The organism is Fibrobacter sp. UBA4297 (assembly GCF_002394865.1).
GTDB lineage: Bacteria > Fibrobacterota > Fibrobacteria > Fibrobacterales > Fibrobacteraceae > Fibrobacter.
In genome coordinates, this window is record NZ_DGUZ01000017.1 from 240,299 (window position 1) to 262,419 (window position 22,121).

Here is a 22,121-nt window from a genome sequence, read left to right on the forward strand (position 1 = left end):
TTTTTGTTGTTATATTTTGTATGATATAATCAGATTTATTTGTTTTCTGTTTTTTGGATTCTAAAAAGTGGGCATAAAATGAATAATAAGATGTTTTTCTTGTTTCTTTTGGTCGCTGGTTTGTCGTTTGCTTTGGCCAACGAACAGCTTGGCGTGCAAGACATGCCTAAAACGGGTGTTCCATCGGAAGGTGAATATGTTTATCTAGTTGAGCTGGATAGTGTTGATATTTATAAGGAATTGATAGAACGAGAAAATAAAGACGCTTCGTATGGAGCTAATATTGAAGGTATTGTATTTGGCGGAGGACTTGTTGGTGTGGGTACATTTTTTCTTGTTACTGCAATTTATGCGGTGAATAAATCAAGTAATGATGGGTGGGATGAGGCTGGCAATAGGCTTGCTGGTGGAGTGTCGATAGGTATCTCTATTCCGTTTTACCTTTTGGGGATTCCTGTTCTTATTTATAACATTCATAAATACAATGTTCGCAAAGAACATGCCATTAAACGTGATGAATACAAAGAGGCTTTGGATCGTTATAAAGTAAGGATGCAGGAAGAAGGATGGAAGTCTGTTCAGTTTATGGTTGTACCTACGCTGAATTTGGCGAAAGCCAGCTTTGGTGCGAATGCGGTATTGCAATTTTGAATTTTATAAGAAAATACAATAAGATTTTGTTGAAAAGTAGAAAAGGCTAGACAGTTTTCTGTTTGGCTTTTTTTAAATTAAAAAAGTCTGATCGGAGGCTTGTTTTGCGTCGTTTATTGATTGGATTTGTAGCGTTAGCTGTTTTGATTGTGTTGCTGTGCGTGGCGACGCTTTGCTTTGGTGCGGTGAACATTCCGTTTTCGTCGGTGGTGCAGGCGCTGTTTAGCCCGGGTGCGGATGTTTCGTCGAACATTTTGTGGAACTTGAGAATCCCGCGAATGATTGCCGCGATTTTGGCGGGGGCATCGCTTGCGGTGTCGGGCTTGTCGCTGCAGACGGTGTTCCGGAATCCGCTGGCGGGGCCGTTTGTACTTGGCATTAGCAGTGGCGCGAGTCTTGGTGTGGCGCTTGCGCTTTTGGCGGGTATTGGCTTTGGTAGTGTCGGCGTGCTGGGTTCGGCGGCGCTTGGGGCTTTGCTTGTGACGCTTGTCGTGATGTTTGCGGCGATGCGTTTTGCGCAGACGGGCGTGCTTTTGATTGTTGGACTTTTGACGGGCTACTTTATCGATTCGATTGTGAGCGTCTTGATTGCAGGGAACTCTTCGGAATCGCTGCGCGTGTATGTGGCGTGGGGCATGGGTAGCTTTGGGCGCGTGACGCTCGGTGATGTCTGGATTTTTGTAGTGGCTGTGCTTGCGGGATTGGTGATGATTGGCGTTTCGTTGCGGTATTTGAATGCGGCGCTTTTGGGTGATGATTTTGCACATGGGCTTGGGTTGAACGTGAAGCGTTCCAAGATTTGCGTGTTGCTCGGGGCGAGCCTTTTGGCGGGTGCAACGACTGCGTTTTGCGGACCTGTCGCGTTCATCGGAATTGCCGTGCCGCATTTAGCTTATCTGCTTTTCAAGACGACGAACCATCGCGTACTTTTGCCCGGGGCGGCGTTGTGTGGTGTGGCACTTGCGCTTTTGGGCGGGCTCTTCCCGGCTTCGGTGCCGTTGAATGCTGTGCTTTCGCTGGTGGGCGTACCTGTGATTTTGTGGGTACTTGTGCGCGGTTCCGGTGCGCGTTTTTAGGGGGCTTTTATGACGAATGTTGAATCGCAGAACATTTTGCTGGAATGTAAGGATTTGCTTGTCGGCTATGATAAAGCGCTCCCGTCTATGAAAATCCCATTTGATTTTTCGCTTGCATCGGGAACAGTTGTGGCGTTGATGGGCGAGAATGGTTGCGGCAAGAGTTCTCTTTTGAAAACTTTTGCAGGTTTGCTTTCGCCGGTGGCGGGAATGGTTTCGCTTGAAGGAAAATCTCTTACGGAATGGGCGCCTCGTGAACGCGCTCAGGAAATCTCGCTTGTTCGAATGTCGAGTGCAGTGCCCCCGCGAATGAGCGTGAGTGAATTTGTGCGTTTGGGACGTTCGCCGTATTCTGGAATTTTTGACAGCCGTACGGAAGAAGATAATCGCATTGTCGAAAATTCGATGGCGCTTTTGGATGTGGCCAGTTTTGCAAATCGTCCGATTGCAGAATTGAGTGATGGCGAGCGTAGCCGTGTGTTTTTGGCAGAGGCTGTGGCGCAACAGGTGAAAATTTTGTTGCTTGATGAACCGAATGCGTTCTTGGACATTCCGCGTAGCCATGCGCTGTTTCGGTTGCTCAAGAAAATTGCTGTGGAACGCCAAATGGGCATTGTTGTTTCGACGCATTCCGTGGAATACGCGGAACGCTATTGCGATAAGATTATGGTTGTAAATGGCGGAACGGTAAAGGTGGCTTCGGCTGCGGATGCTCGAAAAAATGGACTTTTAGACTGGACGGAAATATGCGACGCTCTTTGATTTTATTTTACGCTATTGGTGTGTTTTGTGTTGCGCTTTGCTTGTCGGCGTGTGCGGGTAACCGGAGTGCTGCTGGTGCTTCGGAACAGAAACATTTCTTTTGGAAAGTGTCCGATGAGAATTCTTCGGTGTGGGTGCTCGGGAGTATTCATTTGGCGGATTCGACTTTGTACCCGCTTGCTCCTGTGATTGATTCTGCGTTTGCTCGTTCGGACGAGCTTGCCGTCGAACTCAACATGAACGATGAAGAAGTCGTGAAGGAAATCGGTAAGGAATCGGTTTCTCAGGGAATGCTTGAAGATAGGTTGCTTCGAGATATTCTGCCGCCAGAAATGTGGAAGTCTTTAGATAGCCTTTGTACTGCCTGGGATATTCCTATGGTGGTATTTGAAAAAATGCGCCCTTGGCTTGTGGCAACTACGCTTAGTGCATATGCGTTTGAACAGGCCGGATTGAATCCTGAATATGGGATTGACTATGTGCTTTTGGATAGAGCGGCTTCAGATGGCAAGGCCATTGTCGGGTTGGAGACTGCTGAAGAACAGATTGGCGCGCTTGCAGATACGACTGAATCGGATTCGGCGGGTGTGTATTACTTAAAGACGACTTTACGTGAAATTGCAGATTTTGAAACGCTTGTGAGTAATTTGATTCATGCCTGGAAAACGGGTGATGACGAGTTGCTGCGCAGCTTGTTGAACAAAGATGATGAAGAAGATGAAAGTGAAGAATCGTTGTCTAGCGATCAAAAGTTTAAGGATGGTTTTGAACAACGTGTTTACGTGAATCGCAATGCCAAAATGGCGGAATCCATTGCGACTTTCTTGCGCGAAGATAGAAACGTTTTTGTCGTGGTCGGTGTAGCGCACTTGGCGCTTGAAAAAGACAACGTGATTGATGCGCTTCGCAAGCGTGGCTTTAAGATTGAACGTTTTTAACGTTTAAGCCGAGTCGTGTGAGTCGGTTGTAAAGGGCCGTGCGGTTCATGCGGAGCCGTTCTGCGGCAAGGCTTACGGATCCATCGCAATTTCGGATGGTTGATTTCAAAAATTCTCGTTCTTCGTCGAGCTGCAATTCGCGAAATTCTTCGTAATTGCTTGCTGTGAAAGCTTTTATCGCGGCGCGATCGACGCTGGTGAGGCTAGTGGAATCGTTGTCGGAACTTTCGTCAATTTGCAAGTCTTCAGCGCGTAAAACGCCTGGGTCGGTGAAGCAGAGCGCCCGCTGGATGACATTTTCGAGTTCACGGATGTTGCCTGGCCAGTTGTGGTCTTGTAGTTTTTGCAAGGCTTCGGGCGAGAGCGTGTAAGGCTCGCCTGCAGGCGAGTACTGGCGGATAAAGTAATTTGCTAAATCCTCGATGTCTTCTTTGCGGTCGCGGAGCGGCGAAAGTTGCATCGGAATCACGTTCAGGCGGTAATAAAGGTCTTCGCGAAAACGCTTTTCGCGGATTTCTTCGCGGAGGTCGCGGTTGGTAGCGGCGATGATGCGCACGTCGATGTGTCGCGTCTTGTTTGCACCGATGGGGCGGATTTCGTGATTTTGGATGACGCGCAAAAGCTTGACTTGAGCGTGGAGCGGCATGTCGCCGATTTCGTCTAGGAAGATGGCGCCGCCGTTTGCATCTTCGAAAAGACCGATGCGTTCGTTTTGGGCGCCTGTGAATGCTCCGCGCGTGTGGCCGAAAAGTTCACTTTCGAAAAGTGATTCCGGAATGGCGCTGCAGTTGACCGTAACGAATTTGTCGTAAACGCAGGCGATAGCTCTTGCGACCAGGTCCTTGCCAACGCCCGATTCGCCTTGGATGAGGACGGGGCCTGTGTGCAAAATGGCGCGTTCCACGTTCTTGCGGAGGCGCTGCATGGCATCGCTTTTGCCGACGAGGTGCGACATTCTTTCGCGGAAAATGCGCTTTGCGTTGTAGATTTCCTTGAGCCTCGCAATCTTGCTCATCAAGTGGAGGCGAAGCGCCTCAACAGAGAGAATCGTGTCGTAGAGTTTGCTTGAAACTTCGCTGTAGCTTTCGGGAGATTCCGCGTAGGCGAGAATCATGGAATCTGGGCTAAAGTCGCGAAGTCTCGAAAGCAGTTCTGCATTTTTTGCAGTGAAAGAATCAAGGTCCCAAATGACGATGGGCGCGAGCGGGTTGCGCAAAGCTTCTGCGATTTCGGGCGCCTCGTCGCTTGTGGGTGTGTGGACATCGACGGTGTTATCCACAGAAGAAAGGACGTCCAAGATGAACGAGGACGTCGAAGTTTCTTTTGTGAAAAAGTCGATGGAAGGGCGCACGCTTTACTTGCCCAGTTCCTTGCTGCGGTTCGTGCCGGCGACAACAGCCTTGATAAGCGTGCTGCGGAATGCGCCTTCTTCGAGGGCGTCGATGCCTGCGATTGTCGTGCCTGCCGGAGAGCAAACCATAGCGCAGAGGTCGCTCGGGCTCTTGCCAGACTGCTTGACGAGTTCGACGCTGCCTTCGATGGTGCCGAGTGCGAGCTTCAAAGCGACATCGCGGGTAAGACCAGCCTTTACGCCGCCGCGGGTAAGACCTTCGATGAATTCAAAGACGTAAGCAGGGGCGCTGCCGGAAAGTCCGGTCACGGCGTCGATGAGGGATTCTGCAACGCGGCAGGTCACGCCGATGTTGCCAAAGATTTCTTCGGCGAGCTTGAGCGTTTCTTCGGAGACGCCGTCGGTGGCAAGGCCAACGGAGCCCTTGCCAACAGTGAGCGGCAAGTTCGGCATCACGCGGAGCACCTGGTTCTTTTCACCGAGCACTTCGATGAGGCTCTTGCGGGCGACACCGGCCATGATGCTGATGAACGTCTTTTCGCTCTTGAGAGCGGATGCTGCAGCCTTCCATTCGGCGGCGACGAGCTTGAAAATCTGCGGCTTGACGCAGAGGAAGGTGACGTTAGCCTTTTCGATGCCTTCGGCAAAGCTCTTGACGCGGACGCAACCGAGGGCGCTCACGGCTTCGGCAGCCTTGTCGCTCGGGTCAAAGAAGAAAATGTTCTTGGCATCTGTGCCTGCGTTCAAAAGACCGCGGAGGATGGCTCCGCCCATGTTACCAGTACCGGCAAAGAAAATCGTAGTGTTCATTTTTATTCCTTTTTTTAAACTTTATGGATTGCTTCGTTGCTTTGCAACTCGCAATGACGTTACGATAGTAAACGTAAAAATTTTTCGCTTGTAAAAAGGAGATGCCCGTTCGGAGGCGGGCATGACAAGCGATAAAAAAGGAGATGCCGGAACAAAGTCCGGCATGACAAGCCTATAAAAAGCTGACCCCGGCACGGAGGCCGGGGTGACATGCTTAGACTTTAGGCTTCGAGAGTACGGCGAGGAGTTCTGCGTTTGTCTTGAGCTTGCTCATGAGCTTGAGCAGGTTCTCCATGATGCCTGTTTCTGTCTCGTTCTGGCTACCGCGTCTGAAGTTCCAGGCGGCATTCTGTTCGAGGAGCGTAAGCAAGCGTTCTTCTTTGCGGGTGCCGGACTTGAACACGTCAATGGCGGGCCAGATGCGCTTTTCAGCGATGCGGCGGTCCAGCACGAGTTCCATGTTACCGGTTCCCTTGAATTCTTCGAAAATTACTTCGTCCATGCGGCTGCCGGTTTCAATCAAAGCGGTACCGATGATGGTGAGGGAGCCGTTCTTCTGGACTTCTTCGCTAATTGAGCCATCTTCGTTCTTGACGGTGCGAATCTTGTCTTGAATCTTACGGGCAGCACCAAAGAACTTCTTCGGGAACTGCATGGCGTTAGCATCCACACCACCAGACAAAATCTTGCCGGAGTGCGGAATCACAACGTTGTTTGCACGGGCGAAACGCGTGATGGAGTCAAGCAAAATCACGACATCCTTCTGGCTTTCCACAAGGCGCTTTGCCTTTTCCAAAACCATGTTGGCTACTCGGGTGTGGTGCTCAGGCGGTTCATCGAATGTCGAGGCTACAACTTCAGCCTTGATGTCGATTCCCTTTTCTGCAGCCTTTTCCTTGATGTCCGTGATGATGTCGCGCATTTCGGTGACTTCTTCCGGGCGTTCGTCGATGAGGAGCGTGATGAGGATGATTTCAGGATGGTTCTTTGCTATAGCGCGGGTCACGTTCTGCAAGAGAACGGTCTTACCGGTACGCGGAGGAGCGAGGATGATACTGCGCTGTCCCTTACCGATCGGGGAGAACAAGTCCATGATACGGGTGCTGTATTCCGTTTCATTCCATTCGAGGTGGATCTTTTCTTCTGGGTGGATCGGCGTTAAATATTCGAATGCCACACGGCGGCGCATTTTGTCCGGTTCTTCGAAGTTTACGCGGTCAATGCGGCGCATGGAGAAGTACTTATCTTGTTCGCGAGGCGTGCGCACAAGGCCTTCAATCGTATCGCCTATCTTGAGGTTGAATTTACGGATAAGGTTTTGGCTTACGTAAACGTCGTCGGCGCTAGTTTGGTAGTTCTGATCCGGCATGCGGAGGAACCCGTGGCCTTGCGGTGTCACTTCGAGAACGCCTTCCGTATAAATGATGTTGCCTTCGTTTTCGAGACTCTGCAAAATGTAGTTGAGGGACTGCTTCCTCATTCTGCGGAAGTCCACTTCCTTTTGCACGGCAAGTTCCTGGAGTTCGCTCATGGAGAGCTTGCGGAACTTGAGCCAGTTTTCTTTGGCCTTCAAAATGGCTTCGGAACCTGGTGCCGGGAGCGTAGCAGAGTCATCGACAAATTCTTCTTGCTGCTGGAAATTGCGGTTGCGGTTGTTCTTGTTGAACTTGTTGTTCTTGTTGAACTTATTGAACTTGCCGTTCTGGTTGTTGAAGCGGCGGTCATCCTGACCTTCGCCGTTTGGGGCTTGGGCTGCATCGCCTTGAGTCTGGGCTTCGCCTTGCGGTGCGTTTGAATCTGCCTGAGCTTCGCCTTGAACTTGTCCTTCTGCATTCGGGATGACTTGGGCATCGCCGAAATTTTCATTAACGATGGATGCGTTTTCGATAGCTTCTGTAGATTCAGCCGGCTTGTAGTTCTGTTCGCCTGTGTAAATCGGTTCTGCTATGGCGTCTATGTTTGAAACGCCATATTGTTCGGCGAGGCGCTTTTCAGCGGCGGCAATGCCGTCAACCGGTTGTCTCTTTTCTTGAAATGTCTGCTCGGAATCTGTAGGAACGTCCTGCTCGAATTCGGCTTCTTTATGAACTTTTGTCTTGACCCCTGGTTTTCTGCCGCGACGCTTGGGCTGGGGTGCGTTGTCGGTGTTTTCTGGAAGCTTGTCGGGCGTTCCCAGATATTCGGGAACCGGGATGCCCGTGCTTTCGGGGTAAACGAGATCCGTTAAAGACGGTGTTTGAGTATTTTGTTCTGTATTATGATTCTTAGGTGTTCTGGGCACGATAGCGTCCTATAATTGATATTTCAAGAAAATGAAATAGACTATATAATGAAAAGATAATTAGGGCTAAATGCCCCACAAACTTTATTGATGATTAATATTATGTTCCGAAATTGCGGAACGGGTTAAAAGATACATTAAATTTTGTGAAATGTCATAAAAAAAATTTTTTTTTGTGAAAAATATTGCGAGTTCTTAGTTCTTAGTCACTAGTTATTGGTTCTTAGAAAATTTTTTTTTTGAATCGCTAGTAACTAACGACCAATGACTAACGACCAGTGACTAGTATCTATTAACTAAAAAATGACTATATTTGTGCCGTGGATTCCTTAAATAGAGTATATATAGCACTCGGAAGTAATCTTCCTGACCGCTCGGCTCATTTGAAAGCTGGGAGGGACATGCTTCGCCGCATCAGTACCGGGGGCAGGCTTGAAAGTCCGATTTACGAGACTCCGCCAGTGGGACCGGAGGGGCAGGGACCTTATTTTAACCAGGTCGTGAGCTTCTTATACGATGGCGATCCGACAAGGCTTCTGTACTATTTAAAAGGCTCCGAGCTAATTCTTGGGCGCAAGGACCGTGGACATTGGAACTCCAGGGAAGTGGACTTGGATTTGCTATTCTTTGGCCGCGAAGTTTGTTCTGGACGTCCGACAATTCCGCATCCCCAAATTTATAGCCGTCAGTTTGTGCTTGTTCCGTTAAACGATATTGCACCGGACTGGGTGGACCCGAAGACGAACAAGTCTGTAAAGGACTTGCTTACGGAATTGCTCTCAAAAGAAGAAAAAATCCCGTTTCGCATCATTGAAGGGGAGGAACCCTGATGCTCGCTGATAAGAATATTCATTTTATGGCGATTGAAGGCGTAATCGGTGTGGGAAAAACCTCGCTTGCCCGTGCCATTTGTGAACGTTGGAACGCAATGTTTATCGAAGAGAATTTTGCTGAGAATCCGTTTCTCCCGAAGTTCTACGAAAACCGTTCGGCGTATGCATTTCAGACGCAGCTTTTCTTTTTGCTCGACCGATTTAAGCAACTCCAGAATTCGGCGTTGCAGAGCGATTTATTCCACGATTTGCTGGTGAGTGACTACACATTCGACAAAGATCGTATCTTTGCCTCGCAGAACCTCACCGAAAATGAACTTACAATGTATGACCAGGTGTCGAACGCTCTGAACCACGATATCCGCAAGCCTGATTACGTTGTCTACTTGCAGGCAAGCGTCTCGACACTTTTGAAACGCATCAGGGGCCGTGGCCGCGCGATGGAAAAGACCATTGACGGCAATTACCTGAGCGACTTGCAGGACCGTTACGACCATCATTTTTGGCATTATCCTGACGCTCCTGTCTTGATTATCAATACAGACAATATTGATTTTGTCCATAACGAAAGCCATTTGCAGATGGTGTTGAACGCGATTGCGTCCTGCCCAAGTCAAACGACTTACTTTGTTCCAGAAGGTAACTAATCATGCAGATAATTAAGTCTATTGATTCCCTACGTCAAACGCTTGCTCCTCTTGCGAAGGAAGGGAAAAGAATCGGTCTCGTTCCAACGATGGGGGCACTCCATGAAGGTCATGGCGCTCTTATCAAGGCATCCGTGAGCGAGTGCGATGTGACTGTGGTGAGCGTGTTCTTGAACCCAATCCAGTTCGGAAAGAACGAAGATCTGGACAAGTATCCGAAACGCTTGGAAGCCGATGCCAAGCTTGCAGAATCCATTGGCGCCGATTATGTTTTTGCTCCGTCTGTTGTTGAAATGTACCCTGATGGCGACCCGATGACGCTTGTCCGTGATGAAGCTCTCGAAGGCATGTACTGCGGCGCTTATCGTCCGGGACATTTCCGTGGCGTCTTGACGGTTGTTTCTAAGTTGTTCCTCATTTCTGGAGCGAATGACGCTTACTTTGGTGAAAAGGATTACCAGCAGGTGTTCCTGATTGAAAGAATGGTGAAGGACCTGAACTTCAACATCAAGATTCACCGCGTGAAGATTGTGCGTGAAGAAAGTGGCCTTGCTCGTTCTAGCCGTAACGAATATTTGACGGAAGAAGAACGTGCTCAGGCGCTCGGCATTTACAACGGCCTGAAGGCGGCGAAGGCTGCATACGAATCTGGCGAACGCTGCGTTTCAAAGATTCGCGACTTTGTTGTAAAGTCTGTGGAAGCCGCTCATGGCGTTGTGCAGTATGTCGAAGTGGCAAACCAGAAAAACTTGCAAAAGTGCGAAGGAGTGCTTGCCGTTGAAGATAAGGTCGTCATTCTTGCTGCTGCATTCTTCGGTAAAACTCGCCTCATAGACAATATGGAGTTGAACTAGAACTTAGACAACTGCGTAAGGCGAGTGAAGCAGGATTGCTTGCAAGCCTATTTCCGAGCCTAGCAGTTGAGATTAGAGCGAAGCGATAATCTCACTTAGAATATTGCTTTCTATCTAAGTTCTGCCAACTACTTCTCCGTAGCGGTAAAGATTCCGTCCCATTTTTCGCCTGCGCTTGCAGGCGGATTTTGTTTATAGGCTAGGCAACGCTTTATATAGACTTTGCTTGGGCATGTCTTGCTGCCCGGATCGCGTTCGGGTAAGTGCGGCTCGAAATCAAGGCACTGGGTGAATAATTTGATGGCTTTATCCCAATCCATGGAAAGGTAAGCGGCCCGCGCCTGTTCCCATAGCGTACAGAGATTTTTCAGCTTGCTTGCGTTTTTATCGTTTGCGTAGGCGAGCAGTTCAAATGTCTCGACAGGATCGTCCTTACCGACAACACGGATTATGTCTAGCGAACGGTAAATGTACTGTTTGTCTATTTTCTGCTCAGCAAGCTGGTCAATTGTATTTTTGCTGACGTGGATGTAAGCTCCGTACTGCTTGGCGGCGCTTTCGAGGCGTGCGGCAAGGTTCACTTCGTCACCCATCATCGTGTAGTTTTTGCGCATGGTCGAACCCATGTTCCCGGTCACGATATTGCCTGTGTTGATACCGATTCTCATGTGCATGTTGTGGACCACTTCAGGCCATTTATCGCCTTCACTGAGCCATTTCTTTCGGAGCCTCAAAAGCTCGGTTTGCATGTCAAGAGCCGTGTTGCAGGCGCGCTTTGCGTGGTCATCGTATTTCATCGGTGCGCCGAAGAAGGCGATAATGGCGTCTCCCTCGTATTTGTCAAGTGTTCCTTTGTTCTTGGTCGTAAGTACATCGGTCATGGCGCTCAAGTAATCGTTTAATAATTCAACGAGTTTGCTTGCGCTGCCGATTTTTTCGGAGAATGTCGAAAAGCCCTGAATGTCGGTAAAATAAGCTGAAATGACAGATTCTTCGCCGCCGAGCTGCGGGGTGATGCCGCCTGCCACCATTTCGTCAATCAGTTCCGGTGAAATGTATTGCTTGAACGAACTCTCGATAAACTTCTTTTCCTTGCTCTCGAAATAAGCCTGGATGACCATTGCGAGTGTGTTGGGGGTAATGATGGCGAGAAGTTGCTTGGATACGCCGATATAAATGTTGTGCTTAAAACAGATGTAGGCAAGGATCGTGTAGAGGATGGTAAGCGAAATCATAAAGAAGAACGACAGGAAGCTTCTGGAGTAAAGCCCGATGAGCGTGCTTATCAATGCAAGGAATATGACGACATAACGTTGGTAGCGTTCGTCTAAAACGGTCAAGTAGTCGTCTTCGAGGATATTCTTGATGATGTTTGCGTGTACGAGAATCGCGGGAATGTTTTCTTCGTGCGGACCGTTGACAATATCAAACAGTGCAGAAACGGAGGAGCCAAGAATAACGGTCTTTCCTGCGTATTGGTCGAGATTTGTAGAATCGCTGAAAATGTCATAGTAAGACACGTGCTTGAACGTTCTCGTCTCCGGCGAGACGCGGTTGAAACGTCCTTTGTACTTGATGAGATATTCTCCCTTCTCGCTGATGGGAATGCGCTTGTGCGGACCGAATCGCAATTCTTCACCGGGTTTTAGGCTGTTGATTTGTTCGTCTGTGGCTTTTAAAATGTCATGTAATATGTTATTTGTGAAAAAAGCAATGGAAGCGGACCACTCGTCTTTTGCCTTGTTGTAGCTGATGTTTAAGTGGCGCGAAAGATGCTTGTGCTCGCCAATTTTGATTTTGCTGTATGTGGGTTCATAAAAATGAATGGTGCTCAGGATGCTAGGCGTGATATAAATTTCGTCATCTTCGTTTGTAATGGTGTAGACGCCTTCGTCGTCTTCGCTTTTTGCTATCGTGAATCCGCTGTCGAGTTTTACGGATTCAGAGGTCTCTAGTCTGTTGAAAATGCTCTCTGGGAGGTGACGAAGTATGTCCGATAGCTTTGCGTTTAAATGCTGCTTGCCATCGACAAAAATATCGAAGATGATTTGTCCCTCGTTATTCCGCTTTACTGTTGTTTTTGAAGAGGTTTCGACGAGGCTTGCCTTTGCAACTCCGCTTTCCTTGATTTCTTTCATTTTTTTGCGGAGCGCTGTGAACATGGGGTATGTAAAGTTTGGATATGTTGTCTGGTATTCGCCTGCGGAATCGCGATAAATGCCAAAGGGCTTTCCGATGTCAATATATTTTCCCATTTTTATGGTGACATCTTTGGGATCTTTGTGGAACAAGTGCAATATGGTCATCAGCGAGAGCGTTGAATAAATGCGCTGTGGGGCGAGCTTGTCGTCTTTGACGTAAGGGAACTTGTACAACATGTTGATGCGGCGGATGGTACCATCGTTATCCGGGTAGGCGTTGACGGCTCCGATGTGGGCGCCTGCGTTTGAAAGTTCTGGAAATATGTTGTCTAAAATCTGACGTGATTCTATGTTCTGTGGCTTGTCTGCCTGATTGAGCTGGAATGTCGATGAAAAACCGATTTCCTTGGCGCGGTTCCATGTACTGAGCGGATACCAGTCGCTTTTGTTCTTGTAGTACGACGTGGTGTTCATCAGGTAGCTGACGATGCAAATGCCAGAGTTGCGTGTGGCTTCGACAAGCAGGGAATCATAATTATAATACGACTGTATTTGCGAAAAAAGAGCGATATGGCTTGTGTCGGGGTTAAGGGTGGTGAGGATGTCATGGCATTTGGCACCTCTGCGTTTTCCAAAGTCCGCTTCCTTGAAGAGAATATCGAATGCGATAGCGGCAGCTCCACCTTCGCTCAAGTTCTTGATGACATTAGCGTGGATGGAACGGTCCCATTCGTAGTAATGCCCTAGTTTTTGCAGGGATTTTTCGTCAATATCGGCGATGATGATGCTCGGGTCGTTGTATGGCTTGCTTTCCATGATGACTCCGTCCTTGCGGCCGGTGGAGTCCTCGACCTCTGTATTCATTTTGAAAAACTGGTCATAGAAAATGTTTTCTGCGGATTCTGCAATATAGTTTTTCTTGGGGTTTCCGAAGAAGAGAATGAGCAGTACGGCGATAGCCGTAAATGCGACCCCGAAAAAAAGTTTTTTCTGATTTTTTGAATATTTTTTTGCCATAACCTTAAAAAAATAATAATTGGGTAAAGAGTGTCATTTTTTGTGCTCAAGTTGTGGCTGTTATTAGACTATATTTAGTGTTGTAATTTGAGGAGCGTGTTTTTGGCTGTACAAAAGAAAAAAACTGTTAAGAAAACTAAGAAACCAAAAGATGAACCGAAAAAGGATATTCAGGAACCGGATTCGTACTTTATAACGATGATGGTGGGTTACCTGGTGCTGATTGCGGGTGTCATTCTTTTGCTGGGTTGCGTCACTTTCTCGATTGTGGGCAAGCAAGAAAATTGGCTTGGCGATTATTTTGGCGTCATGTTCCCGGACTTTATGACGTTCCTGTTTGGGCGCGTGGCGGTCGTTATCTTTACGGCGGCACTTATCCTTTGGGGACTTTTCATTGCGGTGGCATCGCTGCGTGCAAAATTGTTGCGCTTTGCTGTCGGGGTAAGCCTGCTTGTCGTGAACGTTTCGTTTTTGATGTCCCTCAAGAATTTTGGGGTTAAGAACGTTTCGAACGATGCTCTTTCGATGAATGGTGGCGTGTTGGGCGAGTTCTTTTTGCAGAACCTGGCGATACCCGTATTTGGAAAGGCTTCGTATGTGGCTCCACTAGTTTTGCTTTTAGTGGCGCTAGCCTTGATTCTCGTGCTTTCGTTTGGGGTGCGCCCGAGGCACTTTAAGTTTGTGGCGCAGACGATGCGCTATGTGTGTGCGGTTTTTAGTCGTCGACGTTCGATGGCTCCGATTGAGGTCGAAACGCTCGATTTCCCTGATGTTAGCGATAAGAAGGGCAAAAAGGGCGAGGAGAAAAAGACGCTCCGCCGTGGCGTGGTGATGGAAGACGAGACGATGATTTTTGTCCCGGACTCTGCGAAAATGCGTCGCCGTGGGAAGGTGGAACCGTTTAATGCACGCCATAACTGGCTCACGGACGATTTGGATGTGAACCGCTCGGAAATGCAGACGCAGGTGGGCGAATCGTTTGGATTGCCTCAGTATGCTGCAGGGAATGCGCGCCCGCTCGATTTGCAAAATGCGTCAATTGGGAATGTCGGAAATGAGCCTGTTGGCGGAACTTTGGGTGGTGCGGACGATGATGGAGTCTATGAAGATCCGGAAATCCGTCGTTTGGAAGAAGAACTCCGCTTGAACGAACGCCACATGAATGCACTCCAGATTCTGGAAATCAAGGAACGCATCGGTGCGCTCCGCCGTGCTCGCGATTTGATTGACTGGGAAAAGGGGCATAAGGGCCGTATGCAGGTGAAGGGCGATGTGCGCCGTACGGCGGGCTCTGAAACTGTGGATGCGGTTATTGGAAATGGCGCTGCGAATGCGGGCGGCAATGCTGCAAATGTCGGCGGCGCCGTTCGTCGAACGGCGGAAAGGACTGTTGTTGGAAGAGTTGAAGTGCCGAAAGCAGCGAAAACAGCTAAATCTGCAGGGGACACCGCAAAATCTTCGACAAGCGCCAATACGATTGTCCATGACGCAACGCTTTCGGATTCTGTGGAAACTCGTGCGGCAATCCATGCCGAAGAGCTTTTGGGCGGTGATGGCGCCTACGTAGAGGATTTCCCGGGAAGCCCTGCGGTCGAAGATGATGAAACGTTTGCTCCGGTTGTGGTTGGTGCGGATGAAGTGGGTGAGGATCCGACTTTCGGTGCGACGATGGGTGGTGCAGGGAATGCTAATGGAAATGCGCGCCCGGCATCTAAACCGGCTGTTCATTCTGCTCCGATTCCTGTGGCTCCGACGGCATCTTACGACGAATACAAGATTCCTGAAATCGCAAAGATTCTCGATACGCACGAAGCGCAGACCGCGGATTACACCGAAGAAGAGTTGAATGCCATCGGCAAAATGCTTGAAGAAAAACTTGAAAACTTCAAGGTGAAGGGCCGCGTGATTGGTTGTGAAACGGGCCCGATGATTACCCGTTTTGAAGTGGAACCGGGGCCGGGCGTGAAGGTGAGCCGCTTCTCGGCATTGCAAGAAGATTTGGCGCTTCCGCTGAAGGTTTCGTCCATTCGCATTTTAGCGCCGATTCCTGGTAAGGCTGCTGTCGGTGTGGAAATTCCGAATCGCAAGTTCCAGACGGTGTTTTGCCGCGATGTGTTCATGAGCGAAAAGTTCAAGCCCGCGCACGACAAGATTCTCGTTGCGCTAGGGAAGGACATTACTGGCGAATCGTTTACAATGGACTTGGCTAAGGCTCCGCATTTGCTGATTGCCGGTCAGACGGGTTCTGGTAAGTCTGTTTGCATCAACGCGCTCATGGCGTCGATGCTCTTTAGCAAGACTCCGGATGAACTCCGCATGATTCTTGTAGACCCGAAGGCGGTGGAACTCAAGATGTACGAAAACATTCCACATCTTTTGGCGCCTGTCATCACGAAGCCCGAAATTGCAATTCAGGCGCTCCAGTGGCTCTGCTACGAGATGGACCGCCGTACCGAAGTTTTGGCATCTGCAAAGGTGCGTAACATCGGTGGCTTTAACGCAAAGTTCGAAGCAGGCGAATTGCCAGATGAAGTCCCTGAAGAAGATCGCGGTCACCGTATGGCATTTATCGTCGTGATTATCGACGAAATGGCGGACCTCATGATGGTCGCGGGCAAGGAAATCGAAAAGTCCGTGGCGCGTTTGGCGGCTAAGGCTCGTGCCGTGGGCATCCATTTGGTGCTGGCGACACAGCGTCCGTCTGTGAAGGTCATTACGGGTATCATCAAGGCGAACTTGCCGACACGAATCAGCTTCAAGGTGGCATCCCAGATTGACGCCCGCACGGTGATGGACCATGCCGGTGCCGAAAAGCTTTTGGGCCGTGGTGACATGCTTTACAAGGCTGTGAACGACCCGGATCCGGTGCGCGTACACGGTGCATTCCTCAGCGACGAAGAAGCCGAACGCTTGGCAGATGCCTGCTCCGACCAGAACGTGTTCTACCCGCAGGTGGAATCGTTCGATGTCTCGGGTGGCGAAGAGGGCGATGAAGAAGGCGGCGGTTCGATGAAAAACGAAAAGCTCGATAAGCTCCTGTTCGAAGTCGCGCAATGGGCGATTAGCGTGAACGGCCTTTCGACTTCGGCGGTGCAACGTCACTTTAGCGTGGGGTACAGCCGAGCCGGGAAGATTGTGGACCAGCTGTATGGCCTTGGCGTGTGTGGCCCGAGCAAGGGCAACTCGAAACCGCGTGCCATGCTTATCGGAATGGACGAACTCATGCAGCTCGAACGTTCCGGGAGATTCGGGTGATTTCTAGTCGATTCGAATCCCATTTTTCTCGTAAACAAGCATAAAAAGTTCTTCAATGAGCAATTTGACTTTGGCTATGATTTTTTTGTTGATACCGTTTTCCAGAAGGTATCGCTCTATCTGCTTTTGAACATCAATAATCAATTCCGGCTCCAGCTTGAGTTCGTAGAAGCGGTAGTTCAGTCGTTTTTCTTTATCTGCAAGTAGCAAGGGGTAATTTTCTTTGCCGTATTTGATGCGGATAAATAGTGTCGAGACGATGTAGGCAAGAATTCCTAATGTTCTTGAAAGCTCCTTTCCGTTTACGCATAAGGCCTCGTCCAAGATGACCCATTTCCCTGCATCTAGAAGTTCTTGAATGCCGTTTATGACATTTTGATTGAAATAAACGCTTGTCGAGTTGATGGGGAAGGTGAAGAAGTTGGGAATGAATTCGTTAATTAAAATAAACCGAAAACGGCGTCGAGTCCAGTTGCGTCTAATTAACGAGTTTATCTTTTCGATGTGTGCTGCAATTTCTGCTGCAAGTTTGGGCGAGGTGTTGTCATTTCAGTATCGTTCAAAGCGGTTCTAAGTTCCATTCTAGGTTCTGTATTGCATTTTTATATTTAGTAAAAAAGACTGAAGAAAAATTAAAACAGATGTTTCCACTGGAATCCGAACGTGTAGAATATCCATTCTCTGCCGCTGTAGGTCATTAGGGGCTCGTATTCTACGTCCTTGTATTTTTCATGAAAGCTTCGGCGTGAGCGAAAATCTAAAAGTATATAGAACTTGTCTGTCTTGCTGAACGTGATTTCAGCCATGGGCCAAATGTCGATGGTCATAAAGTCACCTTTGTAGTTTGACGAATAGTCGCCGAAATCACTAGATTGGAAATTGCCCCAAAGCGTAGCGCCCACGCCAATCATCGAGAGCTTCAGTGGCATTTGGTATCCTAAAAGATATTCCTGCTCATAGACCCAGCCGCTCGCGAGACCTTTGGATGCTTGCCAAAGCCAGACCTCTTTATCGGTTCCTGTTATGTTTTGGTATCCCGCTTTGAAAGTGGCGGTGGCGACGACATGGTGCCAGTCGCCTTCCCAAAGAGCCGCCAAGTCAAACATAAGGCATGCGCTTGCCCAACCATACAAGTACCAGTGTGCAAATGGAGTCAAGTCTCTGTAAGCGGGTTTGGATTCGTTGAACTCCGCCATTCCTTGGAATAAGTCGCCGATGTTCCAGCCTGTACCTATTGTGCCGCCAATGGCGAACTCTAAAAATGCAATGGGGGAGAGCGTCACTGAGGCGACTGGTGCTATCGTGACAGGTGAAATTTCTAAGCCGATGTTGAATGTCACATGGTTTTCTGCAGTGAATTCATCGGAACCGCGTAAAAAGGGGAGTGTGTAGGCGGCATCGAATTCAACGATTCCTTCAATACCGTTATAAGCTCCGCTCACTCCTGAAAAATGGCTAGAACCCGATTTGTGGTCTGTTTTGGGATAATACGCCGCCGATGCTGTCGCTGAAAGCTCCCATGGCGACTTTCTGTGGGATGTTTTTTCTAAAGCGGAGGTTTCTTCTGCAAAGAGCGTGCTGCTAAGTACAATAAAAATGAGTATAAATTTCTTTTTCATAAAAACCTCCGTAAAATACTTTGGGATCCGTTTTTAGAATGAAATTTTTCCTTTGAACGTAATGCTGCTTAAGTTGCGGTACTCGCCAAACAATCCTTTTTTGCGGTCGGTTCCTCCATAGTATAAGTCGCCTATTGCACTTAAGGTAATGGCATCGTTTAGCTTATAATCGATTTCGAGTTCTGCTGCACTAGAAAAAGCTCGCAAATCAAGTGCACCCGAAGCCATGAGCGTTAACGTTTCGTTGAGTACTGATTTTTCGATGCTGAGTGTCGCTTGGTGTTCGAAATTCTTGCGGTCAATCGCTTTGTCGTGGTCAAATACAATGTCTGCAACATATTGAGCCGTAATCGTCCAGCCTCCACTTGGTGTCCAGTCTAGCCCCGCTAAGCTTATGAGCTGGTGTTTTTGCAAACTGGATTTCACGTTTTTTCCGCTGAATTGGCGTTGCATTTGATATTCCGCCGTTGTTTGAAAATGCCGTTTCGGGAAGTATGCTTCTTCAAGACGGATGACGAATTCCCCTACGGGAATAGCGGCATCAAGGCCAATCATCATCATGCGTTTGTACTTGCCGGAAATATCAATTTCAAAGATGTCATCGTAAATACTTGAGTTGTCTTTGGAATCCGCAGAATTGTATATGACCATGTGAGGGTTGTACTTGAAAAATGGGGTGTCGTCCCAGCCGTAAAAGTAATACAACGACATGTCTGCAAAAGAGGTGTAGGCACTTGCCCTAAAAGCGAATTCGCTGTTGGAAACATGTTTGCTTGGATGCTCTAAATCGCGGTAGTCCTCCGGTGCGTAAATTCTAATCCCATCTACGTTTGCTGGGAAAACTTTTGCTTTGAGCGGGTTGCCTTTTGCAAGCGGCAGAATGCTAGGCGTGAAGAACGGAATGTAATACACGTCCGCTTGGATTTTTTCTGTCAAAAGTGAAAGACGTACGGCATCAATCCCAAGTCTGGATTCGTTGTAATCGCTTGCGACAAAGCTGGCTTCGTCTTTAGGGCAAATGACATCTGTTATTTGGATGTCGTCTGCTTTTCCCCAAGAGACTATTTGCCGACCGACTCTGAGGGCGAGCATTTCGCCTTTCCAGTCGATGTAAACTTCTTTCAGCTTGAGCGCAAACGAGCCGTCGTCAGAGATTAATGCGGAATATCCGTTTGCAGATTGGGAGCCTAAAGCGTCATGAACCAATTGCGCGTTCACGACAACGGTTGCTTCGTCAATGTAAGATTTTATCGTGCCATCGAAAATATTCTGGCCGAGCAAAAAGTCACCTTTGTTTTCGTGCGTGTGCGGCAAACCAATTCCTACTTGAGAAGTGAAACTTCCTGTAAAATTGATTTCCTGCGCGAAAATTGATGAACCAAAGATAAGTCCATAAATGGAGAGCTCTTTAAACATTTTAAAACTCATAAGTATGACTCCGATAAATAGTTTTATGAATTGCTTTGTTCCTCTGGAATTCGTAATGATGTTTGTTTTTCTTTGCCGAATGGCTTGACCACATTTAACAATGCTGGGGAAATGGTGTAATCCGCAAGCAGGGCTCCGGCAAGGCCGAAAATGACTAAAACTCCAACGATGAACAAAAAACGCATGGGACTAAACAGGTAAACAGTGAACATGGCGCAAAGAATCAGTGTTGTAAGGAACATGGACTTGCCGATTTCACGGAAACAAGATTCCATCGCGGTACCGTAAGTTCCGTACTTCTCAAGTCCCATTTTAAGGTGCGTCGTCAGGTGGATGGTGTCGTCAACGGCGATGCCTAGAATCATTGGCATCACAGTCACGGTACCAAAGTCAAGAGCGTAATCCATGTATCCCATGACTCCGCCAACAAGGATGACCGGAGCTATGTTTGGAATCATGCTGATGAGTCCAGTTCGTATGCTTGCGAATGCCGCGATAAGCATGATGGCGATAATGATGATTGAAAATCCGATGGACTTGATACCGCCAAAGACGGTTCGATTGCTCATCTCGGCGTATTGGATCATGTCGCCAAGTAAGCTGCTATGGGCTTTGGGGAATAGCTCCGATAACTTCGTCTGTATGGCGGCTACGTTATCGCGGGCTTCTTCGGTGGCGTAGCGGCTCATGTCTACGTTAACGGTCGTAATCTTGAAATCTTCGTCCATAAAATCATTGAAGTCTTCGCGCATTTCAATGGATGAAAGCTCCATGAGCTGTGCCAGCACGTATTCATCTTCGGGAACTTTATAAAATTCTTCTTTCCCTTCGTTTAAGGCGCTGTTCATTTCTTTCAGGATGCTTGTGACCGAAGAGACTCGTGCTTTACCGCCAGACCATTTGGTGAGCGAGAGCGTTCCTAAGAACTTTTCGAAATCCAATAACGCATTCATGTTTTGAGGATCCTTGAAAGCTCCTTCCTCATCGAATTGAATCATAACGGAGTAGCTGTAACGGTTCCCGAGCTTCGCTGCGAGCATCTCTTTTTGCTTTTGAATGTAAGGCATTTTATCACCCGATATGGCGTCGTAGTCTACTCGTGCGGTGATTTTAAATATCCCCGGGATAAAAGCGGCAAGAACAAGAATCGAGGTAATGATGATGGGCCATCTCTTTTTTTGAACAAATCCAGCCCAACGAGAGAAATGCATGTCGAGCTTGGTTGCTCCCATTTCGTTTGCAGTATCTGGAGCGGAATCTTTGCCGAACGAGAGCAAAATCGGAATCAGCACCGATACGTAAATATAAATGGCGAACACGATAAGGGCTGCCGTTTTGCCCATCCACGAGAGCGGCTTCATATCGACGAACAAGAAACTCACGAATGACGCCATGGTCGTTATGACGGTGAACAGCACGGACCATCCGCATTCCTCGACACACATGACTACGGACTCTTTGCGTTTGCCCGTGCGGCGGAAAAACAGCTTGAACATGTTGATGTAATGCACCGAATAGCCGACGGCAAGGGCCATGCCAAGAACGATGGGGAGCGAAATGAGGGTTGAATCTGCCTTGATTCCAAAGAAGGACATTGCCCCGAGTACCGAAGCGATCGCACCAAGGGTAGCAAAGGCTGGCACGATAACGCCGAAAATATTGCGCAAGAATAGGGCAAGGAATATAAGCATCACGACAAAACCGAGCATGACGCATTTACCGTATTCGGGAACGTCGTAGCGTTCCTCTTTTGCGTCTTCGTAAGGAACTCCGCTTCCGTAAAGTTTATAACCGCTACTTTGGAATTCCTCGCTTTCGATAATTTCCATAAGCTTGTAGCCGATGGCCAAGGTAACTTCGTCCTTATCGCCGTTGAATTCTTCGTCGAGGGTTTTGCCTTCGAACGGCAACAGCGACAGTAAAATCCACGATTCTTTGCCATTGTCGCTTACAAGCGAATTGATAAGGGCGTTCGTCTGTTCGCTCCCGCGCATCACCAGTGCACGTGCCTTGGCGAGTTCCGCCGAATCAGAAGGTATGCAGTCTTTAAAAGGCTTCTTGACTTCGAAACCTTCCTCGTTTCCGACGGGGATATCTACTTCGATAATTGAAGTCAGGCGGTCTGCAAACGGAATTTCGTCTCGCAAACGGTTGCCGAGGCGGTCAATCACTTTCAGCATATCTTCGTTGAACAAGTCTCCGTCGCTCTGTTTAATAATAAGGACTCCGACTCCATTCAGGTTGCCGAAAACTTCTTCGTATTTCTTTTTGTTGATCGTGATTTCGTCTGAACCGCCAAACCATCCTTCGTCTCCGAGAGAAAAAGAAAAGTGGGTTAAACCCATGCAGCAAATCAAGGTGATGACGGTAAAGACGGCGAGTATTGCCCAACGGAAACGAATCTGTGCTTGTCCGACTTTCCCGAAAAAATGATTGATTGCAGTTACTTTCATAGAGA

16 protein-coding genes are annotated in these 22,121 nt (G+C 48.4%); 8 read left to right on the forward strand and 8 right to left on the reverse strand.

The features are described 5' to 3' along the window. Positions 1–78: 78 nt before the first annotated feature. The 4 genes from B3A20_RS09300 (at position 79) to B3A20_RS09315 (ending at position 3,427) form a co-directional block, all read left to right on the forward strand. A complete protein-coding gene (locus tag B3A20_RS09300; protein ID WP_290763908.1) occupies positions 79–651 on the forward strand; it encodes a hypothetical protein in 573 nt (190 codons plus the stop codon). Positions 652–755: 104 nt separating this feature from the next. Beyond that, positions 756–1,727, forward strand: coding sequence for a FecCD family ABC transporter permease (locus B3A20_RS09305; RefSeq protein WP_290763910.1), 972 nt, complete (start codon positions 756–758; stop codon positions 1,725–1,727). A 9-nt stretch (positions 1,728–1,736) separates the two neighbouring features. Then, positions 1,737–2,489: an ABC transporter ATP-binding protein gene (locus tag B3A20_RS09310; RefSeq protein WP_290763913.1), complete on the forward strand. Its 753-nt coding sequence runs from the start codon at positions 1,737–1,739 to the stop codon at positions 2,487–2,489. Continuing rightward, on the forward strand, positions 2,474–3,427 hold the full coding sequence (locus tag B3A20_RS09315) for a TraB/GumN family protein (protein ID WP_290763917.1): 954 nt from the start codon (positions 2,474–2,476) through the stop codon (positions 3,425–3,427). The genes B3A20_RS09310 and B3A20_RS09315 overlap by 16 nt, the downstream gene beginning before the upstream one ends. On the opposite strand, the gene B3A20_RS09320 is transcribed toward B3A20_RS09315, so the two are convergent. From B3A20_RS09320 to rho, 3 genes are all read right to left on the reverse strand, one after another. Then, complete coding sequence (locus tag B3A20_RS09320) at positions 3,408–4,778, reverse strand: sigma-54 interaction domain-containing protein (RefSeq protein ID WP_290763920.1); 1,371 nt, start codon at positions 4,776–4,778, stop codon at positions 3,408–3,410. The genes B3A20_RS09315 and B3A20_RS09320 overlap by 20 nt on opposite strands. A 3-nt stretch (positions 4,779–4,781) precedes the next feature. Next, on the reverse strand, positions 4,782–5,588 hold the full coding sequence (gene proC / locus B3A20_RS09325) for a pyrroline-5-carboxylate reductase (RefSeq protein ID WP_014547045.1): 807 nt from the start codon (positions 5,586–5,588) through the stop codon (positions 4,782–4,784). A gap of 214 nt (positions 5,589–5,802) precedes the next feature. Beyond that, complete coding sequence (gene rho, locus B3A20_RS09330) at positions 5,803–7,869, reverse strand: transcription termination factor Rho (RefSeq protein WP_349680073.1); 2,067 nt, start codon at positions 7,867–7,869, stop codon at positions 5,803–5,805. A gap of 320 nt (positions 7,870–8,189) precedes the next feature. Between rho and folK the strand changes: the two genes are divergently transcribed. Genes folK through panC form a run of 3 tightly spaced genes read left to right on the forward strand, consistent with a single transcriptional unit; the run spans position 8,190 to position 10,203 of the window. Next, entirely contained in the window at positions 8,190–8,699 is a 510-nt protein-coding gene (folK, locus tag B3A20_RS09335; RefSeq protein WP_290763924.1) for a 2-amino-4-hydroxy-6-hydroxymethyldihydropteridine diphosphokinase, read from the forward strand. After that, positions 8,699–9,349: a deoxynucleoside kinase gene (locus B3A20_RS09340; RefSeq protein WP_290763926.1), complete on the forward strand. Its 651-nt coding sequence runs from the start codon at positions 8,699–8,701 to the stop codon at positions 9,347–9,349. The genes folK and B3A20_RS09340 overlap by 1 nt, the downstream gene beginning before the upstream one ends. Before the next feature lie 2 nt (positions 9,350–9,351). Beyond that, the gene (gene panC, locus B3A20_RS09345; protein ID WP_290763929.1) at positions 9,352–10,203 is read left to right on the forward strand and encodes a pantoate--beta-alanine ligase; all 852 of its coding nucleotides are present in this window, start codon (positions 9,352–9,354) and stop codon (positions 10,201–10,203) included. A 128-nt stretch (positions 10,204–10,331) separates the two neighbouring features. Here panC and B3A20_RS09350 read toward each other — a convergent pair whose 3' ends face one another. Then, complete coding sequence (locus B3A20_RS09350) at positions 10,332–13,361, reverse strand: CHASE2 domain-containing protein (RefSeq protein ID WP_290763931.1); 3,030 nt, start codon at positions 13,359–13,361, stop codon at positions 10,332–10,334. 102 nt (positions 13,362–13,463) lie between these two features. Here B3A20_RS09350 and B3A20_RS09355 point away from each other — a divergent pair, with 102 nt between their 5' ends. Beyond that, positions 13,464–16,616 (forward strand): FtsK/SpoIIIE family DNA translocase, encoded by a 3,153-nt coding sequence (locus tag B3A20_RS09355; protein WP_296013785.1) that lies wholly within the window; start codon positions 13,464–13,466, stop codon positions 16,614–16,616. A 3-nt stretch (positions 16,617–16,619) separates the two neighbouring features. On the opposite strand, the gene B3A20_RS09360 is transcribed toward B3A20_RS09355, so the two are convergent. The 4 genes from B3A20_RS09360 to B3A20_RS09375 form a co-directional block, all read right to left on the reverse strand. Further along, positions 16,620–16,940, reverse strand: a complete 321-nt coding sequence (locus B3A20_RS09360; RefSeq protein WP_290763935.1) for a hypothetical protein — start codon at positions 16,938–16,940, stop codon at positions 16,620–16,622. A 308-nt stretch (positions 16,941–17,248) separates the two neighbouring features. Beyond that, on the reverse strand, positions 17,249–18,235 hold the full coding sequence (locus B3A20_RS09365; RefSeq protein ID WP_290763938.1) for a hypothetical protein: 987 nt from the start codon (positions 18,233–18,235) through the stop codon (positions 17,249–17,251). Positions 18,236–18,268: 33 nt separating this feature from the next. Next, a complete protein-coding gene (locus tag B3A20_RS09370; protein ID WP_290763941.1) occupies positions 18,269–19,663 on the reverse strand; it encodes a DUF1302 family protein in 1,395 nt (464 codons plus the stop codon). Between the two features lie 23 nt (positions 19,664–19,686). Then, positions 19,687–22,116, reverse strand: coding sequence for an efflux RND transporter permease subunit (locus tag B3A20_RS09375; protein ID WP_290763943.1), 2,430 nt, complete (start codon positions 22,114–22,116; stop codon positions 19,687–19,689). Positions 22,117–22,121 lie beyond the last annotated feature (5 nt).

What these genes read in the sequence shown, in the direction of transcription:
- B3A20_RS09300 (WP_290763908.1), top strand. Translation starts at nt 79, where the DNA reads ATGAATAATAAGATGTTTTTCTTGTTTCTTTTGGTCGCTGGTTTGTCG.
- B3A20_RS09310 (WP_290763913.1), top strand. Translation starts at nt 1,737, where the DNA reads ATGACGAATGTTGAATCGCAGAACATTTTGCTGGAATGTAAGGATTTG.
- B3A20_RS09315 (WP_290763917.1), top strand. Translation starts at nt 2,474, where the DNA reads ATGCGACGCTCTTTGATTTTATTTTACGCTATTGGTGTGTTTTGTGTT.
- proC (WP_014547045.1), bottom strand. Translation starts at nt 5,588, where the DNA reads ATGAACACTACGATTTTCTTTGCCGGTACTGGTAACATGGGCGGAGCC.
- B3A20_RS09340 (WP_290763926.1), top strand. Translation starts at nt 8,699, where the DNA reads ATGCTCGCTGATAAGAATATTCATTTTATGGCGATTGAAGGCGTAATC.
- panC (WP_290763929.1), top strand. Translation starts at nt 9,352, where the DNA reads ATGCAGATAATTAAGTCTATTGATTCCCTACGTCAAACGCTTGCTCCT.
- B3A20_RS09350 (WP_290763931.1), bottom strand. Translation starts at nt 13,361, where the DNA reads ATGGCAAAAAAATATTCAAAAAATCAGAAAAAACTTTTTTTCGGGGTC.
- B3A20_RS09365 (WP_290763938.1), bottom strand. Translation starts at nt 18,235, where the DNA reads ATGAAAAAGAAATTTATACTCATTTTTATTGTACTTAGCAGCACGCTC.
- B3A20_RS09370 (WP_290763941.1), bottom strand. Translation starts at nt 19,663, where the DNA reads ATGAGTTTTAAAATGTTTAAAGAGCTCTCCATTTATGGACTTATCTTT.
- B3A20_RS09375 (WP_290763943.1), bottom strand. Translation starts at nt 22,116, where the DNA reads ATGAAAGTAACTGCAATCAATCATTTTTTCGGGAAAGTCGGACAAGCA.